This is a genomic window from Stenotrophomonas sp. 05L413, assembly GCF_056397945.1.
The window spans coordinates 712,476-733,060 of the sequence record NZ_JBFTOL010000001.1 but is presented as its reverse complement, the minus strand read 5'-3'; the positions used below and the strand labels follow the sequence as shown (position 1 = coordinate 733,060).

Below are 20,585 nucleotides of genomic sequence, written 5' to 3'. Positions count from 1 at the left end.
GGTGGGGGCCGCTCAGTGCGGCGGATCGCCACTGGTATAGGTCACTTCGTAGCCGCGGTGCAGGTGCGCATCGCGTGCCTTCTCGAACGCGGCCAGCGCCAGGTCTTCCTGCAGGTATTGCTCGCGGCGCAGCTGCCCGCGCCCGCCGATGGGGCCGGACTCGAGCAGCAGCTCCCAGCCACCGAACAGGTCCGGTTGCAGGGTGAGCTGGAGATAGCGGGCCGGATCGGCACCGCGGGCGTGGTGGTGCAGGAAGACGCGCATGCCCCGATTGTAGCCGTGAACGCCGGAGGCGGCCGTCAGCGACGGGCAGGTGCGGCGTAACGTCGCAGGCTCAGCCGGCGGCGAGCACGCGCAGCACGTCGGCCTCGTCGACATCGGCGACCACTTCGGCCCGGCCGATGCCGCGCCACAGCACCAGGCGCAGCCGTCCGGCGACGTTCTTCTTGTCCAGCCGCATCCGGGCCAGCAGCGCCTCGGGCTGCAGGCCGGCAGGAATGGCCACCGGCAGTTCGTAGCGCAGCAGCAGGTCGCGCAGCTGGTCGGTATCAGCGTCCCCGCTCATGCCCAGCTGGGCCGACAGGCGCGCGGCCAGGACCATGCCGACCGCGACGGCTTCGCCGTGGTTGAGGTTGTCGTTGCCGGGTGCGCCGTAGCCCTGTTCGGTTTCGATCGCGTGGCCGAAGGTGTGGCCGAGGTTGAGCAGGGCGCGCTCGCCTTTTTCCAGCGGATCGCGCGCCACGATCTCGGCCTTGTGCTCGCAGCTGCGCGCGATGGCCTGGGCCAGCGCGGTGTCATCGCCGGCCAGCAGCGCGGCATGTTCGGCCTGCAGCCACTGGAAGAACAGCGGGTCGCGGATCGCACCGTACTTGATCACCTCGGCCAGACCGGCCCGCAGCTCGCGCGGGGGCAGGGTACGCAGGGCGGCGGTATCGGCGATGACGGCGCGCGGCGGGTGGAAGGCGCCGACCAGGTTCTTGCCTTCGGGGATGTCCACCGCGGTCTTGCCGCCGACCGAGGAATCGACCATCGCCAGCAGCGAGGTCGGCAACTGCACGCAGTCCACACCGCGCATCCAGCAGGCGGCCGCGAAGCCGGCCAGATCGCCGGCGACGCCGCCACCGAGCGCCATCACGCAGGCATCGCGGGTGGCACCGAGGGCGGCCAGTGCGGTGATCGCATCGCCGAAGTGGGCCAGGGTCTTGGAGGCCTCGCCGGCCGGCAGCACCAGCTCACCGATCAGCAGGTCCGGGCGCACGGCCAGCAGCGCCGATGTCACCTCGGCCAGATACAGCGGGGCGACCGAGGAATCGCTGAGCAGCAGCACATGGCGGCCGCGCACATGGCGGGCCAGCAGCTCGCCCTGGCCGAGCAGGCCCGGGCCGATGTGGATGGTGTAGGGGGTGTCGCCGCTGACGGCAACGGTGCGCGGGGAAGGGGTCATTCGGGTGTTTCCTGTCGCTGCCACTGCGCGGCCAGGCGCAGCACCAACTGCGCGGTGGCCTCGGCGGGCGTGTAGAGATCGGTATCCAGGGTGAGGTCGGCCAGGCCCTGGTACAGCGGGTCACGGGCGGCGGCCATGTCGTGCAGTACCTGTTCGCGGTCCGGGCGCTGCAGCAATGGGCGGCCGCGGTCACGGGCCAGCCGCTCCAGCTGGGCCGGCACGCTGACACGCAGGTAGACCACGAAACCACGGCGGGCGATCGCCGCGCGGTTGACCGGATCCAGCACCGCGCCACCGCCGGTGGAGATCAGTTGACCGTGGCCGTCCAGCAGGGCGTGCAGGACCTGCCGCTCGTGCTGGCGGAAGCCGGCCTCCCCGGAGTGCTCGAAGATCGCCGGAATGCTGGCCCCGGTGCTGTCCACGATGGCCTGGTCGGCATCCACGAAGTCCAGCGTGAAGCGCTCGGCCAGCCGGCGCCCGATGCAGGTTTTGCCGGCGCCCATCGGGCCAATCAGGATGAGGTTCGGAGCGGGGTTCATTACCCTCGATCCTAACATCTCCGTGCCATCGCCTTTACGCGCCGGCCCCCATGGTGGGCCGGCGCGGACTGTCCCGCGCGCTACCGGAGCGCCCCATGTCCGTCGCCAAAATCATCGAGATCAACGCGTCCTCCAAAACCAGCGTGGAAGACGCCGTACGCAGTGGCCTGAAGAAGGTGTCCGAAACGGTCAAAGGCATCCAGGGCGCCTGGATCAATGAAACCAAGGTGGTGACCGATGGCGAGGGCAACATCACCGAGTGGCGGGTGAACCTGCGGGTGACCTTCCTGGTCGGTTGATCCCCGCGCACCTACCGGTGGCCGTGGTCAGCGCGTCGGAATGACCCGGCGCTGTTCGTCCAGCGCAATCACGGTGTCTGCCAACGCGGGCAAGGTACGCAGTGCCTGCCGGCTGACCCGTTCGTAATACTGGACGAAGCGCTCCAGCTGGGCGCGGCTCATGCTGCTTCGGTCGGGCTGGGCCGCCTGCAGGTTCTGCTCCTGCTGCCAGCGCCAGCGCGGGATCACCGAGAAATCCGGCGGCTGCAGGAACCATAGCCGGTCGCAGCGCTGCCACAGCGCGGGGTAGTCGGTGGCGAGGGCGTGGTTGCACCAGCGCCGCCAGCGGCCGTCCGCGTCGGCCTCGCGCTCGAGTGCGTTGAGCGGTGGGTCCAGATCGGTCTCGTCCTGCGCCGGGGTCCCGAGGAACCAGCCTTCGAACACCAGCAGGTCGAGCGGGCCGTCGACGCGCGGCCAGTCCTTTTCCGCTTGCCGCTCATCGGCGAGTTTGTCGAAGCGGGGCAGGGCGACCGGGCCGCCGGCCGCAACGGCGTCCAACGTGGCATGGGCCAAGGCCAGGTCGTGGGTGCCCGGCGGACCGCGGGTCAGCAGCAGCGGATGCACCTGCCGTGCCAGACGTTGGCGTTGGGCACGGGTGAGGTACACATCGTCGATGGAGAGCATGGCCGCGCGCAGGCCGCGCGATGCCGCCAATGCGACCACCTGGGCCGCCAGCGTCGATTTGCCGCTCCCCTGCAGGCCGCTGATCGCCAATACTGGAACCGCCGCGCCGCAGCCCAGCGCGTCGTCCAGCGCCTGCGCGACCAGTGCATCCGGAAAACCTTTCGTCGGGGGCATGTACGCAGGTGCAGGCATGCAGCGACAATAAACCCAAACCGCGTGACAAGAAAACCGCCATGACCGATCTGTATGCCGAAGCGCTATCCACCTTTGCCGGGCTGTTCGAGGAAGCCAAGGCCAGCCGCGAAGTTGAACCCAATGCGATGACCGTCGCCACGGCCGACCAGAACGGCCAGCCCTCCGCGCGGACGGTGTTGTTGAAGGCGTTCGATGAGCGCGGCTTCGTGTTCTACACCCACCTGGACAGCCACAAGGGCCGTGAGCTGCAGGCCAATCCGCAGGCGGCGCTGCTGTTGCTGTGGCGCAGTCTGCGCGAGGCCGGCATCCAGGTGCGTATCGAGGGCCGGGTGGCGCAGGTCAGTGACGCCGAGGCCGATGCGTACTTCGCCTCGCGCCCGCGCATGAGCCAGATCGGTGCGTGGGCGTCGCTGCAGTCCAGGACGCTGACCTCGCGCGAGGAATTCGATGCGCGCGTGGCCGCCACCGAAGCCAGCTTCGACGGCCGCGACGTGCCGCGCCCGGAAGGGTGGAGCGGGCTGCGCGTGGTGCCGCAGCGGATCGAGTTCTGGTACGGCGCGCAGTTCCGCCTGCATGAGCGTTGGTGCTATGAGATCGGCGCGGACGGGCAGTGGAGCAAGCGGATGCTGTTCCCCTGATCTAGGCAGGCGTTGCCTCGCGCAGCCAACGCCACAGCGTCGTCCGCGAGACCCCCAACTGCGCGCAGGCCTGCTCGCGGTTGCCGCCGCAGTCGGCCAGCAACTGCTGCAGCGCGGCCGCATCCGGTCGTGCCGGCGAGGCAGCAGTGAGCGCTGCCGGGGCGCCGGCGCCTGGCAGCACCCGAGGGCGCTGCACCGCATGCAGCTCCGGCAACCACTTCAGCATCTGCGGCAGCGACAACGTGCCCGGCTGCTGCTGCCAGTGGATGCGCAGGCGGTCGACCATGTTGCGCAGTTCGCGCACATTGCCCGGCCATGCGTAGTCGCGCAGTCGCGCCATCGCCTCGGCGGACAAGGGGGCGTCCATGCCGGCGAGCTGCCGGAAGAAGTGGCTCACCAGCACGGGGACATCCTCGCGCCGTTCGTGCAGCGTGGGCAGCGCGATGCGCAGCGCGGCCAGACGGTAGTACAGATCGCGGCGGAAGCGTTGTGTGTCCACCAGCGATTCCAGCGTCTGCAGCGTTGCAGCGACCACGCGTACGTCCACCGGCGTCGGCTCGGTGGCGCCCACGCGCAGCACTTCGCGCTCTTCCAGGACTCGCAGCAGCCGGGTCTGGAGCGGCAGCGGCAGTTCGCCGATTTCATCGAGGAACAGGGTGCCGCCCTCGGCCGCTTCCACCAGACCGACACGGCCGCCACGACGTGCGCCGGTGAACGCGCCTTCGGTGTAACCGAACAGCTCGGCTTCCAGCAGCGACTCGCTGATCGCCCCGCAGTTCAGCGCGACGAAACGACCCCGGCGGCCGCTGGCGGCATGCAGTTGCCGCGCCACCAGTTCCTTGCCGGTGCCGGTCGCGCCGGTGACCAGCACGGTGCTGTCGTACGGGGCGTACAGCGCAATGTGCTCGCGCACCTGCTGCATCGGCGTGCTGTCGCCGAGCAGGGCGTGGTCCGCCTCCCGGCGCTTGGCCGGTGCCCGCCGCCGCAGTGATGATGCCCCGGAACGGGCCAGGGTCTGGGTCAGCTCCAAGGCATGTTCGAACGCTTGCCGCACCGAGTCGGCCGAGTACAGCAGCACGCCGGGCAGGCCGACCTGCTCGGCATGGTCGATCGCCATGCCGGTGCCGACGATCACCTCGATCCCGTTGGCACGCAGATCGGCGATGCAGTCGCGCGCATCCTCACGGGTCACGAAGCGGCGGTGCTCGATGTCCAGCCCGAAGCTGTGCTGGAAGCTGCCGAAGGTCGGCACGTCGGTGGCATGCGTGACCAGACCGATCCGCGGGGCGATCCGGCGTGCCCGTGCCAGCGCTTCCATCAGGTCGAAGCCGTTGGCCTGGATCGGCACCAGCGGTACCTCCAGCCGGCTGCGCAGGTAGGCGGCATTGGAGCCGCCGGCGATGACCACGTCGCAGTGTTCGCGCCGCAGGCGTTGGCCGATCACATCCACCGCCTCCTCGAAGCCGAGATTGATCGGCACGATGCGGGCGCGGCGGTCGAACTCCGGAATCACATCGCCGAGCAGGCCGGTCAGGCGCGACACGCTGACCGTCCAGATCACGGGCAGTTGGCCGGCATCCGGATCGGACAGGCGGGAGCGGGGCAGGCTGATGGACATGGGCATGTTTCGATGTTTCAGTTCCATCCATGTTACAGATGTTTCAATAGTTGAAGGTGAAACGCTGGGGTCATCGCGCTGCCTCAATCAAATCAGACACTTGCCAGCTGGCACGGCCCTTGCGCCTATGTAAAGGTCAACCACGATGGAATGCCGCATGAGCACCCCTGTTTCCTCCGCTGGCGCCCGTTTCCGCGCCGCACTGGCCGCCGAATCGCCGTTGCAGGTGATCGGCGCGATCAACGCCAACCACGCGCTGCTGGCCAAGCGCGCCGGCTACCGGGCGATCTACCTCTCCGGCGGCGGCGTCGCGGCCGGCTCGCTGGGCCTGCCGGACCTGGGCATCAACACCCTGGAAGACGTGCTGATCGATGTGCGCCGCATCACTGATGTGTGCGACCTGCCGCTGATGGTGGATATCGACACCGGTTTCGGCCCCAGCGCGTTCAACATCGCGCGTACGGTCAAGTCGCTGATCAAGGCCGGCGCGGCCGCCTGCCATATCGAAGACCAGGTCGGCGCCAAGCGCTGCGGTCACCGCCCGGGCAAGGAGATCGTGTCTCAGGGTGAGATGGTGGACCGGGTCAAGGCCGCCGCCGATGCCAAGACCGATCCGGACTTCTTCCTGATCGCGCGCACCGATGCCATCCAGGTCGATGGCGTGGATGCGGCGATCGAACGGGCCATCGCCTGCGTCGAGGCCGGTGCCGATGGCATCTTCGCCGAGGCCGCCTACGATCTGGAGACCTACCGCCGCTTTGTCGATGCGGTGAAGGTGCCGGTGCTGGCCAACATCACCGAGTTCGGCGCCACCCCGCTGTTCAGCCGCGATGAACTGGCCTCGGCCGGCGTCGCCATCCAGCTGTTCCCGCTGTCGGCGTTCCGCGCGGCCAACAAGGCGGCAGAGAACGTGTATGAGACCATCCGCCGCGAGGGCCACCAGCGTAATGTGGTGGAGGCGATGCAGACGCGCGAAGAGCTGTACGACCGTATCGGTTACCACGCCTTCGAGCAGCAGCTCGATGCGTTGTTCGCCGCCAAGAAGTAAGACCGCACACTGTTTTCTGGAGGGATCATGAGCGACACCACTACCGCCCCCGGCTTCAAGCCGAAGAAATCCGTCGCCCTGTCGGGCACCGCTGCCGGCAACACCGCACTGTGCACCGTCGGCCGCAGCGGCAACGACCTGCACTACCGCGGGTATGACATCGCCGATCTGGCCAACACCAGCGAGTTCGAGGAAATCGCGCATCTGCTGGTCCACGGCAAGCTGCCGACCCGCGCCGAGCTGGTGGCCTACAAGACCAAGCTGAAGTCGCTGCGTGGCATCCCGGCCGCGGTCAAGGCCGCGCTGGAAGAACTGCCGCCGTCGGCGCACCCGATGGACGTGATGCGCACCGGCGTATCCGTGCTCGGCTGCGTGTCGCCGGAGAAGGACGACCACAATCATCCGGGCGCGCGCGACATCGCCGACAAGCTGATGGCCTGCCTGGGCTCGATGCTGCTGTACTGGTATCACTGGAGCCACAACGGCCGCGCGATCGACGTGGAGACCGACGACGACTCCATCGGTGGCCACTTCCTGCACCTGCTGCACGGTGAGAAGCCGCAGGATTCGTGGGTCAAGGCGATGCACACCTCGCTGATCCTGTACGCCGAGCACGAGTTCAACGCCTCGACCTTCGCGTGCCGCGTCATCGCCGGCACCGGCAGCGACATGTACAGCGCGATCACCGGCGGTATCGGCGCCCTGCGCGGTCCCAAGCACGGCGGCGCCAATGAAGTGGCCTTCGAAGTGCAGAAGCGCTACGACAGTCCGGACGATGCCGAGGCCGACATCAAGGCCCGCGTGGAGCGCAAGGAAGTCGTGATCGGTTTCGGCCACCCGGTCTACACCGTCAGCGATCCGCGCAACAACATCATCAAGGACGTGGCGCGCGACCTGTCCGCCGAGCAGCAGAACGTCAAGATGTACGACATCGCCGAGCGTCTGGAGTCGGTGATGTGGGACATCAAGAAGATGTTCCCGAACCTGGATTGGTTCAGCGCGGTCAGCTACCACATGATGGGCGTGCCGACGGCCATGTTCACCCCGTTGTTCGTGATCGCCCGCACCTCCGGCTGGAGCGCGCACATCATCGAGCAGCGCATCGATGGCAAGATCATCCGCCCGAGTGCGAACTACACCGGCCCGGAAGACCAGGCCTTCGTGCCGATCGACCAGCGCAAGTAAGACAGACGTACCGCACCCGTTCGCGGGTGCTTTGCGGACCAGGCCGGCGCGATGCCGGTCTGCTCCGTTGCGGCGTCGCTACTCCTTCTTCGCCGGTGTCACGACGCCCCGGCCCGCCAACAAGCAGCTATCGCCAGCCATGAATACTCAGTACCGCAAGAACCTCCCCGGCACCGCGCTGGACTATTTCGATACCCGTGCCGCGATCGACGCGTTGCAGCCCGGTGCCTATGCCACGCTGCCGTACACCTCGCGCGTGCTGGCCGAAAACCTCGTGCGCCGCTGCGATCCGGCCACGCTGGAGGCCTCGCTGCGCCAGTTGATCGAGCGCCGCCAGGACCTGGATTTCCCGTGGTTCCCGGCCCGCGTGGTGTGCCATGACATTCTCGGCCAGACCGCCCTGGTCGATCTGGCCGGCCTGCGCGATGCCATCGCCGACGCCGGCGGTGACCCGGCGCAGATCAATCCGGTGGTGCCGACCCAGCTGATCGTGGATCACTCGCTGGCGGTGGAATTCCCCGGCTTCGACAAGGCTGCGTTCGAGAAGAACCGCGCCGTCGAGGACCGCCGCAATGAAGACCGGTTCCACTTCATCAATTGGACCAAGAAGGCCTTCAAGAACGTTGACGTGATTCCGCCGGGCAACGGGATCATGCACCAGATCAACCTGGAGAAGATGTCGCCGGTCGTGCAGGTGCGCGATGGCGTGGCCTTCCCGGATACCTGCGTGGGAACCGACAGCCATACCCCGCATGTGGACGCGCTGGGCGTGATCGCGATCGGCGTGGGTGGCCTGGAAGCGGAGAGCGTGATGCTCGGCCGCGCCTCCTGGATGCGCCTGCCCGACATCATCGGCGTGGAGCTGACCGGCCGCCCGCAGCCGGGCATCACCTGCACGGACGTGGTGCTGGCGTTGACCGAGTTCCTGCGCAAGGAGCGCGTGGTCGGTGCGTGGATCGAGTTCTACGGGGAGGGTGCCAATGCGCTGACCATCGGCGACCGCGCCACCATTTCCAACATGACGCCGGAGTTTGGCGCCACCGCGGCGATGTTCTACATCGACCAGCAGACCCTGGACTACCTGCGCCTGACCGGCCGCGAGGATGCCCAGGTCGCACTGGTGGAAACCTACGCCAAGGCCACCGGCCTGTGGGCCGACGATCTGGTCACCGCGCAGTACGAGCGCGTGCTGCAGTTCGACCTGTCCACCGTGGTGCGCAACATGGCCGGCCCGTCCAACCCGCACAAGCGCGTGGCGACGACCGATCTGGCTGCGCGCGGCATCGCCGATGAAGGCAAGCTGGCCTCGGGCAAGCTCGAACAGGCTGACGGGCTGATGCCCGATGGCGCGGTGATCATCGCCGCGATCACCAGCTGCACCAACACCAGCAACCCGCGCAACGTGATCTCCGCGGCCTTGCTGGCGCGCAACGCCAACCGCGCCGGCCTGACCCGCAAGCCGTGGGTGAAGAGCTCGCTGGCGCCCGGTTCCAAGGCGGTGCAGCTGTATCTGGAAGAAGCCGGGCTGCTGACCGAACTGGAGCAGATGGGCTTTGGCATCGTGGCGTTTGCCTGCACCACCTGTAACGGGATGAGCGGCGCGCTGGACCCGAAGATCCAGCAGGAAGTGATCGATCGCGATCTGTATGCCACCGCCGTGCTCTCGGGCAACCGCAACTTCGACGGCCGCATCCACCCGTACGCCAAGCAGGCCTTCCTGGCCTCGCCGCCGCTGGTGGTGGCCTATGCGATCGCCGGTACGGTGCGCTTCGATATCGAGAAGGACGCGCTCGGCCATGATGCCGACGGCAACCCGATCACGCTGAAGGATCTGTGGCCGAGCGATGCCGAGATCGACGCGGTGGTCAAGGCCAGCGTCAAGCCGGAACAGTTCCGCAAGGTCTACGACCCGATGTTCACCTTCAAGGTGGAGCACGGCGCCCCGATCAGCCCGCTGTACGATTGGCGCCCGCAGAGCACCTACATCCGCCGCCCGCCGTACTGGGAAGGCGCGCTGGCCGGTGCCCGCAGCCTGACCGGCATGCGCCCGCTGGCCGTGCTCGGCGACAACATCACCACCGATCACCTGTCGCCGTCGAATGCGATCATGGCCAGCAGCGCGGCCGGTGAGTACCTGGCCAAGATGGGCCTGCCCGAGGAAGACTTCAATTCCTACGCGACCCATCGTGGCGACCACCTCACCGCGCAGCGCGCGACGTTTGCCAACCCGAAGCTGATCAATGAAATGGCCGTGGTCGATGGCCAGGTCACGCAGGGCTCGCTGGCGCGCGTGGAGCCGGAAGGCCAGGTCACCCGCATGTGGGAAGCGATCGAAACCTACATGGGCCGCAAGCAGCCGCTGATCATCATCGCCGGTGCCGACTACGGCCAGGGCAGCTCGCGTGACTGGGCCGCCAAGGGCGTGCGCCTGGCCGGCGTGGAAGCCATTGCCGCCGAAGGCTTCGAGCGCATCCATCGCACCAATCTGATCGGCATGGGCGTGCTGCCGCTGGAGTTCAAGGAAGGTGTCAACCGCAAGACCCTGGGCATCGATGGCACCGAAACCTTCGACGTGCTCGGCGAGCGTGTGCCGCGTGCCGAGCTGACCCTGGTCATCCATCGCCGCAATGGTGAACAGCTGCGGGTGCCGGTCACCTGCCGGCTGGATACCGCCGAAGAGGTCTCCATCTACGAGGCCGGTGGCGTGCTGCAGCGGTTCGCGCAGGACTTCCTGGAATCGGCGCAGGTCGCCTGATCCCACCCGCATCACGATGGCCCGGCAACGGGCCGTCGTTCCATCAGGACTTCGATATGGCGTTTCTCCCCCAGCTCCGCATTCCCGCCACCTACCTGCGCGGTGGCACCAGCAAGGGCGTGTTCTTCAAGCTGACCGACCTGCCCGCCGCCGCGCAGGTGCCCGGCCCGGCGCGCGATGCGCTGCTGATGCGCGTGATCGGCTCGCCTGATCCGTATGCCAAGCATACCGATGGCATGGGCGGCGCGACCTCCAGCACCAGCAAGTGCGTGATCCTCTCCGCGCCGTCGGTGCCGGACCACGACGTGGATTATCTGTACGGCCAGGTCGCGATCGAGACGGCGTTCGTCGACTGGAGCGGCAACTGCGGCAACCTCAGCACGGCGGTGGGCCCGTTCGCGATCAGCAACGGATTGATGGATCCGGCGCGGATTCCGCACAACGGCCTGTGCACCGTGCGGATCTGGCAGGCCAACATCGGCAAGACCATCCTGGCGCACGTGCCGATCGTGGAGGGCCAGGTGCAGGAGGACGGCGATTTTGAACTCGATGGCGTGACCTTCCCGGCCGCGGAGATCCAGCTGGAGTTCCTGGATCCCTCCGATGATGGCGAGGGCGGGGCGATGTTCCCGACCGGCAACCTGGTCGACACGCTCGACGTGCCGGGCGTGGGCAGCTTCCAGGTCACGATGATCACCGCCGGCATTCCGACCATCTTCCTCAACGCGGCCGACCTGGGCTACACCGGTACCGAGCTGCAGCCGGCGATCAACGAGGACAAGGCGGCCCTGGCGCGCTTCGAAGCGATCCGCGCGCACGGCGCGGTGCGCATGGGGCTGATCGAGACCATTGAACAGGCCGCGACCCGCCAGCACACGCCCAAGGTCGCCTTCGTCGCCCCCGCGCAGGACTACGTGTCCTCCAGCGGCAAGCAGATCGCCGCCGGGGATATCGATCTGCACGCGCGCGCGCTGTCCATGGGCAAGCTGCACCACGCGATGATGGGCACCGCCGCGGTCGCCATCGGCACCGCCGCCGCCATCCCGGGCACGCTGGTGAACCTGGCCGCCGGGGGGGGCGAGCGTGAATCGGTGAGCTTCGGCCATCCCTCCGGCACGTTGCGGGTGGGCGCGCAGGCGGTGCTCGTTGACGGGCAGTGGACGGTCACCAAGGCCATCATGAGCCGCAGTGCCCGCGTATTGATGGACGGTGCGGTACGGGTGCCCGCCACGACCTTGTAACCTCAACAGGAGAATCACGATGTCCGGTCATGACAGCCACAGCAACCAGCGTCCTGCATGGGACACGGTCCTGACCGACATCGTCGATTACGTCCGCGATTACCAGGTCAGCTCGCCGCTGGCGTACACCACCGCGCGGCACTGCCTGATCGATACGCTGGGGTGCGGGTTGGCGGCGCTTTCGTTCCCGGCCTGCAGCAAGCTGCTCGGGCCGCTGGTGCCCGGCATGCAGGTGATCAACGGCGCGCGGGTGCCCGGCACCCGGTTCGAGCTTGATCCGGTGCAGGGCGCGTTCAACATCGGCGCGATGATCCGCTGGCTGGATTTCAACGACACCTGGCTGGCGGCGGAGTGGGGGCATCCGTCCGATAATCTCGGTGGCATCCTCGCCACCGCCGATTGGCTCAGCCGCAATGCCGAGGCGCTGCGGCGGGCACCGCTGACCATGCGCGATGTGCTGGAGGCGATGGTCAAGGCGCATGAGATCCAGGGCTGCCTGGCGCTGGAGAATGCGTTCAACCGGGTTGGATTGGACCACGTGGTGCTGGTCAAGGTCGCCTCCACCGCGGTGGTGTCGCACATGCTCGGGCTGGACCGCGAGCGCATGCTCAACGCGCTTTCGCTGGCCTGGGTGGACGGCCAGTCACTGCGTACTTACCGGCACGCACCCAACACCGGCTCGCGCAAGAGCTGGGCAGCGGGCGATGCCACCAGCCGTGCGGTGCGCCTGTCGCTGATGGCCGCGGCCGGCGAGATGGGCTATCCAAGCGCGCTGACCGCGCCGACCTGGGGCTTCTACGATGTCTCCTTCGGCGGGCAGCCGTTCCGCTTCCAGCGGCCGTACGGCAGCTACGTGATGGAGAACGTGCTGTTCAAGATCAGCTATCCGGCCGAGTTCCATGGCCAGACCGCGGTCGAAGCGGCGATGCAGGTGCATGCGCAGATGCGCGCCAGCGGCAGACGCAGCGAAGACATCGCGCAGATCACCCTGCGCACCCAGCAGGCCTGCCTGCGCATCATCGACAAACCCGGTCCGCTGCATAACCCGGCCGACCGTGACCACTGCGTGCAGTACATGGTGGCGATCGGCCTGATCTTCGGCCGGCTGGTTGCCGAGGACTACGAGGATGACGTGGCGGCCGATCCGCGCATCGATCCGCTGCGGGCGAAGATCACCTGCGTGGAAGCGCCGCAGTTCACGGCCGACTACCTGGACCCGGACAAGCGCAGCATCGCCAACGCACTGCACGTGACCTTCGCCGATGGCAGCACGATGGAGGCCGTGGTGGAGTACCCGCTGGGCCACGCCCGGCGCCGGGCCGAGGGCATCCCGCTGCTGGAGGACAAGTTCCGCCGTCACCTGGCCGGGGTGTTCCCGACCGTGCAGCAGCGCCGGATCCTCGAGGCCTCGCTGGACCCGGTCGCGCTGGAAGCGATGCCGGTGCACGAGTACGTGGACCTCTACGTCGCCGGGTAGAGCCGACCGTTGGTCGGCTGTCCTTGGCGGTGGCCCTGCCGGCCACCCATGACGCCCGGATCGCCCGGGGTCGCCCGCGAACGAGCGGGGACGGCCCGTATACTGGCCGCCTTGTTCAAGGAGTGACGTCATGGCTAGCCGCAGTCGGTTCGGGCAGTGGAGCTGGAAGGGAATCGCGGGCCTGGCGCTGGTCGCCGGCCTGGCCATCGGCGTCGGGGGCTGCAAGCGCAACGACAGCGGCCAGCTGCCCGCCCCATCCGGCGCACCGATCGCGGCCAAGGCCGAGGCCGTCACCGAGTTCACCCTGGTCCGGGCCTACCCGGATCAGAAGAGCGATGGCCTGTCGCTGGCGCTGGAGTTCTCGCGCCCGCTGGTCGGCACCCAGGATTTCGACGCGCTGGTCCGCTTTGCCGAGAAGGTCGGCACCGAGGACAGCAGCTGGTCGCTGTCCGATGACGGCAAGACCCTGCGCTATCCGTTCGTGGAGGCGGCCAAGGAATATTCGCTGATCGTCTCGCCCGACCTGCTCGCCGCCGATGGCAGCCGGATCGGCAAGGAGCTGCGCCAGAAGGTCTTCACCGGCGAGCTCAAGCCGGTGGCCGGGTTCGCCTCCCAGGGCAGCGTGCTGCCGGCCAAGGACAGCCGTGGCCTGCCGGTGGTGTCGGTCAACGTGCCGGAAGTGGACGTGGAGTTCCTGCGCGTGCGCGAGAAGGAACTGCCTGCCTTCTTCAGCCAGTACCAGCGCGGTGGCCGCCGCGGCAGCTGGGAGCTGGAGAGCGAGTACGGCGACAAGACGCCGATGTCGCAGCTGGCCGAGCCGGTGTACGTCAACCGCTTCGTGATCGGCGGCAAGCAGAACGAGCGCGTGCTCACCTACCTGCCCACGCAGGACATCAAGGAGCTGCAGCAGCCCGGTCTGTATTTCGCGGTGATGAAACGCAGCGGCTCGTTCGAAGGCGAGTACGACACCGCCTTCTTCACCGTCAGCGACATCGGCCTGCATACGCGTGCCTACAAGGACACGCTGTTCGTGCACACCGCCTCGCTGCAGAGCGGGGCGTCGCTGAAGAAGATCGAGCTGCGCATCCTGGATGGCAAGGGTGAGGTGGTGCTCAAGGGGGCGACCGACGGCAACGGCAATGCGCTGCTCAATTACACCCTCGATGCCAGCCATGTGCTGATCGCCAGCAGTGGCGGCGATACCTCGATGCTGCCGTTCAACCAGCCCGCGCTGGACCTGAGCGAGTTCGCCGTGGCCGGCCGCGACAACGCCTGGTTCGACGTGTTCACCTGGTCGGGTCGCGACCTGTACCGCCCCGGCGAGACCGTGCGCATCTCGGCCCTGCTGCGCGACAACGACGGCAAGCCGGTGAAGCCACAGCCCGTCTTCCTGCGCCTGAAGCAGCCGGACGGCAAGACCTTCCGCGAGACCCGCCTGACCCCCGGCGAGCAGGGCTACTTCAGCTTCGAGCAGCTGATCCCGGCCGAGGCCCCGACCGGGCGCTGGCAGGTGGAGTTCCGCACCAACCCGGCCAGCAAAGAAGCGATCCAGGGCATGACCCTGCGCATCGAGGAGTTCCTGCCCGAGCGCATGAAGCTGGACCTGGACAGCGCGCAGAAGACGCTCAAGCCGGGCGAGCCGCTCAAGCTGCAGGCCGATGCGGCGTATCTGTACGGTGCGCCGGCCGACGGCAACCGCTTCACCGCGCGATTGGCCGTAGCGGCTGAGCAGTCGCCGGTCGAGTCGCTGCCGGGCTACTTCTTCGGCGACCCGACCACCGCGCTGCCGCGCGAGGCGCGCGACGTCATCGATACCGAGTTCCCGGCCGACGGCAAACTTCGCCAGGACGTGGAGTTGCCGGCCGAGGTCAAGCCAACCGCACCGATCGCCGTGGTGCTCTCCGGCAGCGTGTATGAAACCGGTGGCCGCACCGTGACCCGCACGCTGAAGCGGGTGATGTGGCCGGCCGCGGCGCTGGTCGGTGTGCGCCCGCTGTTCGATCCCAAGGACGGCGCGGATGCCAACAGCAACGCGCGCTTCGAACTGATGCGCGTGGACGCGGCGGGCAAGCCGCAGCCGGCCAAGGGCCTGAAGGTCACGCTGGTGCGCGAGCTGCGCGATTACCACTGGACCTTCAACGACAACCGCTGGGATTACGACTTCACCCGCCGCTTCGAGAACAAGGACACCCGCACCGTCGATGCCGGCAGTGCGGCGGTCGGCGTTGATGTCCCGGTGGAGTGGGGCGAGTACCGGCTGGACGTGTTCGATCCGGCCACCGGGCTGACCAGCCGCTATCCGTTCAACGCCGGCTGGAGCTGGAACGACGACAACCGCGGCCTGGATGCGCGCCCGGACAAGGTCAAGCTGGCGCTGGACAAGACCGGCTACAAGGCCGGCGACACGGTGCGCGTCACCGTGACCCCGCCGCATGCCGGCAAGGGTGTGCTGATGGTCGAGAGCGACAAGATGCTCTACGTCCAGGATATCGACGCCAAGCCGGGCAGCACCTACGACATTCCGGTCACCGCCGAATGGGAACGTCACGACGTCTACATCACCGCGCTGGTGTTCCGTGGCGGCAGCGCCCCGAGCAAGATCACCCCGGCCCGTGCGGTCGGCGTGGTGCATGTGCCGATGGACCGCAAGACGCGGCAGATCGCGGTCGGCCTGGTGGCCCCCAAGCAGATGCGCCCGGAGCAGACGCTGCCGGTCACCGTGAGTGCCCCGCAGCTGGCCGGCAAGGTCGCGCATGTGACCGTCTCGGCCGTGGATGTGGGCATCCTCAACATCACCCGCTTCCCGGTGCCCGATGCCGCCGCGCACTTCTTCGCGCAGCGTCGCCTGGGCGTGGATGCGTATGACATCTACAGCCGCGTGATCGAGAGCTTCGACGGCAGCAGCGGCAAGCTGAAGTTCGGTGGCGACATGGCGCTGGCGGCGATGCCGCAGGCCAAGCGCCCGACCGCGCGGGTGCAGACGGTGGACCTGTTCTCCGGCCCGGTGAAGCTCGATGCCAAGGGCATCGCGCGGATCGCGCTGAAGGTGCCGGATTTCAACGGCACGCTGCGCGTGTCGGCATTGGTCTATGCCGACGACCAGTACGGCAAGCGCGACGTGGAAACCGTGGTGCGCGCGCCGATCCTGGCCGAAGCCAGCATGCCGCGCGTGATGGCGCCCGGGGATACCAGTACAGTCACCCTGGACGTGCAGAACTTCACCGGCACGCCGGGCGAGTTCAAGGTGCAGGTGGATGGCATCGGCCCGCTGACCCTGGGCGAATCCAGCCGCACGCTCAAGCTCAACGCCGATGCGAAGAGCACGCTGAGCTTCCCGCTGACCGCGCGCGAGGGCTATACCGTGGCCAAGGTGCGCGTGCGCGTGGATGGCAACGGCTTCAAGGTTGATCGCCGCTATGACCTGCCGGTGCGCGCGGCGTGGCCGCAGGTGCTGCGCGCGCAGACCCGCACGCTGGATCCGCTGGCCGCCGTCACGATGGAAGCCGGCCTGGCCGATGGCCTGATGAACGACTCGGTGACCGCACGCATGCTGGTCAGCGCGCTGCCGCCGATTCCGTTCGCCAGTGCCTTGAACGGTGCACTCAACTATCCGTATGGCTGCGCCGAGCAGACCACCAGCAAGGGCTACGCCGCGCTGATGCTGGATGAGGCGACCTCGGCCATGCTCGGTGCGGACGGGCTGGATGCCAAGACCCGCCGCGAGCGCATGGAAGGTGCCTTCGGCCGCCTGGCCTCGATGCAGGTGGCCAACGGCAACTTCTCGATGTGGGGCGACGACGGCTACATCAATCCGTGGCTGACGCCGTACATCGCCGAGTTCCTGCTCGACGCCAAGGACGCCGGCTTCGCGGTGCCGGACAACGTGCTGCAGAAAGCGCTGAACCGTTTGAGCGAAGATCTGCTCTCCGGTGGCAACCAGTTCTATGGCGAGGATCGCCGCGAGAACCTGAAATTCGCCAACCAGGCCTATTCGGGCTACGTGCTGGCGCGCGTCAACCGCGCGCCACTGGGTACCCTGCGTGCGCTGTACGACAACGAGCGCAGCAAGTCGCTGACCGGCCTGTCGCTGGTGCACCTGGGCATCGCGCTGTCCCTGCAGGGCGATCACAAGCGCGGCGATGCGGCCATTGCCGCCGGCTTTGCCAAGAGCGCGGCTGACCGTCCGGCATACTTCGGCGATTACGGCAGCGCGGTGCGCGACGACGCGCTGATGATCGCGCTGCTGCACGAGCGCAAGTTGTCCAAGCCCGCCTACGATGCACGCGCGGTCGATCTCGGCCGCGCGCTGGATGCCCGCCGCAACAGTGGCTGGATGTGGCTGAGCACCCAGGAGCAGGTGGCGCTGGCCCGCATGGGCAAGGCGTTGTCGGCCAACCAGAAGAAACTGGTCTCCGGCGAGCTGGTGGTGGGGGGCGAGAGCGAGAGCATCCCGGCACGGCGCATGTTCGGCCGCAGCTTCGACTACGCCGCGCTGGCCAAGGGTGTGCGCTTCACCCCGCAGGGGGAGCCGCCGATGTTCGCCAGCCTGGAAGTGGCCGGCATTCCGCGCAACCCGCCGGAACCGGACAGCCGAACGCTCGGCGTGGAGCGCAGCTGGTACACCACTGATGGCAAGCCGTGGACGCCGCGTCCGCTGAAGGAAGGCGAGGCCCTGATCGTGCGGGTCAGCGTCACCCCGAACGTGGACATGCCCGATGCGCTGCTGACCGATCTGCTGCCGGCCGGGCTGGAGATCGAGAACTTCAACCTTGGCGATGCCAAGCAGTGGGCCGATGTGGTGGTCGACGGATTGAGCGTCAACGACCGGGCCGATGCGGCCAACATCAAGCACGAGGAGTTCCGCGACGACCGCTACGTGGCCGCGCTGAAACTCTCGCGTGGCAGCACTGCCAAGGTGTTCTATCTGGTGCGTGCGGTCACGCCGGGTACGTATCGCGTGCCGCCGCCGCTGGTGGAGGACATGTACCGTCCCGACCTGCGCGGGGTGGGGCGCAGCCTCCCGGCGTCGCTGACCGTGGTGCAGCCCTGATCGCAGGGCGGGCCGTCCCGGTGACGGCCCGCCTGCCTCGCTGCTGAATCGACATGACGTCTCTTTTTTCCAAACGGTGGTGGGCGTCGGTGCTGCGCGGCGTGCTGCCGTACCTGCGATGGGGCACGGCCGCGGTGCTCGCGTTGCTGCTGGCGCTGGACCTCGCGTTCCCGCCACCGCTGCCCAGGCAGCGCGACACCAGCACCCTGGTGGTGGCGCGCGATGGCACGCCACTGCGCGCCTTCGCCGATGCCGACGGGGTGTGGCGCTATCCTGCCTCGGCCGACAGCGTCTCGCCGCTGTATCTGCAGGCCCTGCTGAACTACGAAGACCGCTGGTTCTGGCGGCATCCCGGCATCAACCCGTGGGGCCTGCTGCGCGCCGGCAAGCAATGGCTGTTCGCGCAGCGGATCGTCTCCGGCGGTTCAACGCTGACCATGCAGGTCGCACGGATCCTCGATCCGCATACGCGCACGCCGTGGGGCAAAGCCAAGCAGCTGCTGCGCGCGGTGCAGCTGGAACTGCACCTGAGCAAGGCGCAGATCCTGGCGCTGTATCTGGAGCGCGCGCCCTATGGCGGCACCATCGAAGGTGTGGAGGCGGCGAGCTGGGCCTATCTGGGCAAGCCGGCCTCGCAGTTGTCGCACGCCGAGGCGGCGTTGCTGGCGGTGCTGCCGCAGTCGCCCAGCCGGTTGCGTCCGGACCGTCATCCGGAGGCGGCACAGCGGGCGCGTGACAAGGTGCTCGAACGCATGGTGTCACTCGGTGTGTGGTCACGCGAGGAGGTCGACGATGCGCGCATCGAACCGGTGGTCACCCGCGCCCTGCAGCCCCCGCTGCATGCGGCGCTGCTCGCCCAGCGCCTGCGCTCGGCCCAGCCGCGGGCGGCGCGGATCGAGAGCACGCTGGATATCGGCCTGCAGCGCACGCTGGAAGAGCGTGTGTCGTCCTACTTTTCGCAGCTGCCCGAGCGCACCTCGGCGGCGTTGCTGGTGGTGGACAACCGCACGCTGGAGGCACGCGCCTACGTCGGTTCGGTAGCGTTCGGCGACAAGCAGCGGCTCGGCCATGTGGACATGGTGCAGGCGTGGCGCTCACCGGGTTCCACGCTCAAACCGTTCCTGTATGGCATGGCGCTGGATGATGGCCTGATCCATTCGGAAAGCCTGATGGTGGATGCGCCACAGAGCTTCGGCGGGTACCGGCCGGGCAACTTCGATGCGGCCTTCAACGGGCCGGTCAGTGCCGCCACGGCCCTGCGGTTGTCGCTCAACGTGCCGGCGGTGGACCTGCTGGATCGGGTCGGCTCGGCGCGTTTTGCCGCACGCCTGTCGCATGCAGGCATCAACCTGCGCTTTCCGCATGGCAGTGCGCCCAATCTCTCGCTGATTCTCGGCGGCACCGGCGCGCGGCTGGAGGATCTGGTCGGCACCTTCGCCGCGTTCAACCGCAACGGCATCGCGGGGCGGGTGCGTTACACCGCCGAGGATGCGGTGATCGAACGGCGCCTGATGTCCCCCGGCGCGGCGTGGATCACCCGCGAGGTGCTCGAGTCCAATCCCCGCCCGGGCTACGGCACCGGCACCTTCGATGTCACCGGCCGCCCGCGTGTGGCCTGGAAGACCGGCACCAGTTACGGCTATCGCGATGCCTGGGCGATCGGCACCACGCGGCATTACACGGTGGGCGTCTGGGTGGGGCGTCCGGACGGCACGCCGCTGCCCGGGCAGTACGGCGCGGTGACGGCCCTGCCGCTGATGTTCGAAGTGATCGACAGCCTGCCGCGCCAAGCCGGCGATGCCAGTGCAGCGCCGATGCCGGCGAGCGTGGCGCAGGCCGATATCTGCTGGCCGACCGGCGGCTTGGCCGAACAGACGGCGCCACCGCTGTGCCAACGCCGGATGCCGGCCTTCGTGCTGGACGGGGTCGTGCCACCGACCTTCGCCGAACGCGAGGCGCGGCTGTGGCAGCCGGGTCTGCAGCGGTTCCAGGTGGATGCTCGCACGGGGCTGCGGCTGTCGCCGGAGTGCAGCCGGCCGCATGCGGCGGAGCCGCGTGAGATCGCACGCTGGCCGGCGCTGTTGTCGCCGTGGCTGCCGCAGGCGCAGCGTCAGGCCTCGCAGCTGCCGGCACTGTCACCCGATTGCAGCGCCGACGGCCGCGAGAGCGGCGGGACGCTGCATATCGAGGGGCTCAACGACCGCGCCACCCTCGCACGCGCCCCGAATGCCGAGCACGGCGTGCGCCTGCAACTGCGTGCACTGGGCAACGAAACAACAGTGGATTGGCTGCTGGATGACCGCTGGATTGCCCGCACCGAAGGGGCGCGACTGTTCCAGCGTGATTTCGATGAAGTGGGCGAGCACACATTGACGGCATTGGCCGCCGATGGCGCGTGGACGCAGGTGCGGTTCCGGATCCTGCGCTGATCAT

General features: G+C 68.0%; 14 protein-coding genes. 9 read left to right on the top strand and 5 right to left on the bottom strand.

Features of this window, described 5'->3' with window-relative positions; translation table 11 throughout:
* Nucleotides 1-12 precede the first annotated feature (12 nt).
* The 3 genes from AC1DIQ_RS03300 to AC1DIQ_RS03290 form a co-directional block, all read right to left on the bottom strand.
* Nucleotides 13-264, bottom strand: coding sequence for a WGR domain-containing protein (locus tag AC1DIQ_RS03300; RefSeq protein WP_121038917.1), 252 nt, complete (start codon nt 262-264; stop codon nt 13-15).
* Between the two features lie 70 nt (nt 265-334).
* Nucleotides 335-1,444, bottom strand: a complete 1,110-nt coding sequence (gene aroB / locus AC1DIQ_RS03295; RefSeq protein WP_478049433.1) for a 3-dehydroquinate synthase — start codon at nt 1,442-1,444, stop codon at nt 335-337.
* Nucleotides 1,441-1,983 carry a shikimate kinase gene (locus tag AC1DIQ_RS03290; protein WP_121038911.1) on the bottom strand — a complete coding sequence of 181 codons (543 nt, stop codon included), beginning with the start codon at nt 1,981-1,983 and terminating at the stop codon, nt 1,441-1,443. The genes aroB and AC1DIQ_RS03290 overlap by 4 nt, the downstream gene beginning before the upstream one ends.
* Nucleotides 1,984-2,078: 95 nt before the next feature.
* On the opposite strand from AC1DIQ_RS03290, the gene AC1DIQ_RS03285 reads away from it, so the two are divergent.
* On the top strand, nt 2,079-2,282 hold the full coding sequence (locus AC1DIQ_RS03285) for a dodecin family protein (RefSeq protein ID WP_121038908.1): 204 nt from the start codon (nt 2,079-2,081) through the stop codon (nt 2,280-2,282).
* A 27-nt stretch (nt 2,283-2,309) separates the two neighbouring features.
* On the opposite strand, the gene AC1DIQ_RS03280 is transcribed toward AC1DIQ_RS03285, so the two are convergent.
* A complete protein-coding gene (locus AC1DIQ_RS03280) occupies nt 2,310-3,137 on the bottom strand; it encodes a kinase (protein ID WP_121038905.1) in 828 nt (275 codons plus the stop codon).
* A 41-nt stretch (nt 3,138-3,178) separates the two neighbouring features.
* Here AC1DIQ_RS03280 and pdxH point away from each other — a divergent pair, with 41 nt between their 5' ends.
* Entirely contained in the window at nt 3,179-3,778 is a 600-nt protein-coding gene (pdxH, locus tag AC1DIQ_RS03275; protein WP_282262376.1) for a pyridoxamine 5'-phosphate oxidase, read from the top strand.
* Between the two features lies 1 nt (nt 3,779).
* On the opposite strand, the gene prpR is transcribed toward pdxH, so the two are convergent.
* Nucleotides 3,780-5,390: a propionate catabolism operon regulatory protein PrpR gene (prpR, locus tag AC1DIQ_RS03270; protein ID WP_478049511.1), complete on the bottom strand. Its 1,611-nt coding sequence runs from the start codon at nt 5,388-5,390 to the stop codon at nt 3,780-3,782.
* A 163-nt stretch (nt 5,391-5,553) separates the two neighbouring features.
* Between prpR and prpB the strand changes: the two genes are divergently transcribed.
* The 7 genes from prpB to pbpC all read left to right on the top strand — a co-directional run bounded on the left by prpB (nt 5,554) and on the right by pbpC (nt 20,581).
* Nucleotides 5,554-6,444: a methylisocitrate lyase gene (prpB, locus tag AC1DIQ_RS03265; RefSeq protein WP_123730476.1), complete on the top strand. Its 891-nt coding sequence runs from the start codon at nt 5,554-5,556 to the stop codon at nt 6,442-6,444.
* 27 nt (nt 6,445-6,471) lie between these two features.
* Entirely contained in the window at nt 6,472-7,629 is a 1,158-nt protein-coding gene (prpC, locus tag AC1DIQ_RS03260) for a bifunctional 2-methylcitrate synthase/citrate synthase (protein WP_346490187.1), read from the top strand.
* A gap of 139 nt (nt 7,630-7,768) precedes the next feature.
* Nucleotides 7,769-10,384, top strand: coding sequence for a Fe/S-dependent 2-methylisocitrate dehydratase AcnD (gene acnD / locus AC1DIQ_RS03255; protein ID WP_478049432.1), 2,616 nt, complete (start codon nt 7,769-7,771; stop codon nt 10,382-10,384).
* 56 nt (nt 10,385-10,440) lie between these two features.
* Nucleotides 10,441-11,625 carry a 2-methylaconitate cis-trans isomerase PrpF gene (prpF, locus tag AC1DIQ_RS03250; RefSeq protein WP_478049431.1) on the top strand — a complete coding sequence of 395 codons (1,185 nt, stop codon included), beginning with the start codon at nt 10,441-10,443 and terminating at the stop codon, nt 11,623-11,625.
* Nucleotides 11,626-11,644: 19 nt separating this feature from the next.
* A complete protein-coding gene (locus tag AC1DIQ_RS03245; protein ID WP_478049430.1) occupies nt 11,645-13,102 on the top strand; it encodes a bifunctional 2-methylcitrate dehydratase/aconitate hydratase in 1,458 nt (485 codons plus the stop codon).
* Between the two features lie 130 nt (nt 13,103-13,232).
* A complete protein-coding gene (locus tag AC1DIQ_RS03240; RefSeq protein WP_478049429.1) occupies nt 13,233-18,152 on the top strand; it encodes an alpha-2-macroglobulin family protein in 4,920 nt (1,639 codons plus the stop codon).
* 53 nt (nt 18,153-18,205) lie between these two features.
* Nucleotides 18,206-20,581 carry a penicillin-binding protein 1C gene (gene pbpC / locus AC1DIQ_RS03235; RefSeq protein WP_478049428.1) on the top strand — a complete coding sequence of 792 codons (2,376 nt, stop codon included), beginning with the start codon at nt 18,206-18,208 and terminating at the stop codon, nt 20,579-20,581.
* Nucleotides 20,582-20,585 lie beyond the last annotated feature (4 nt).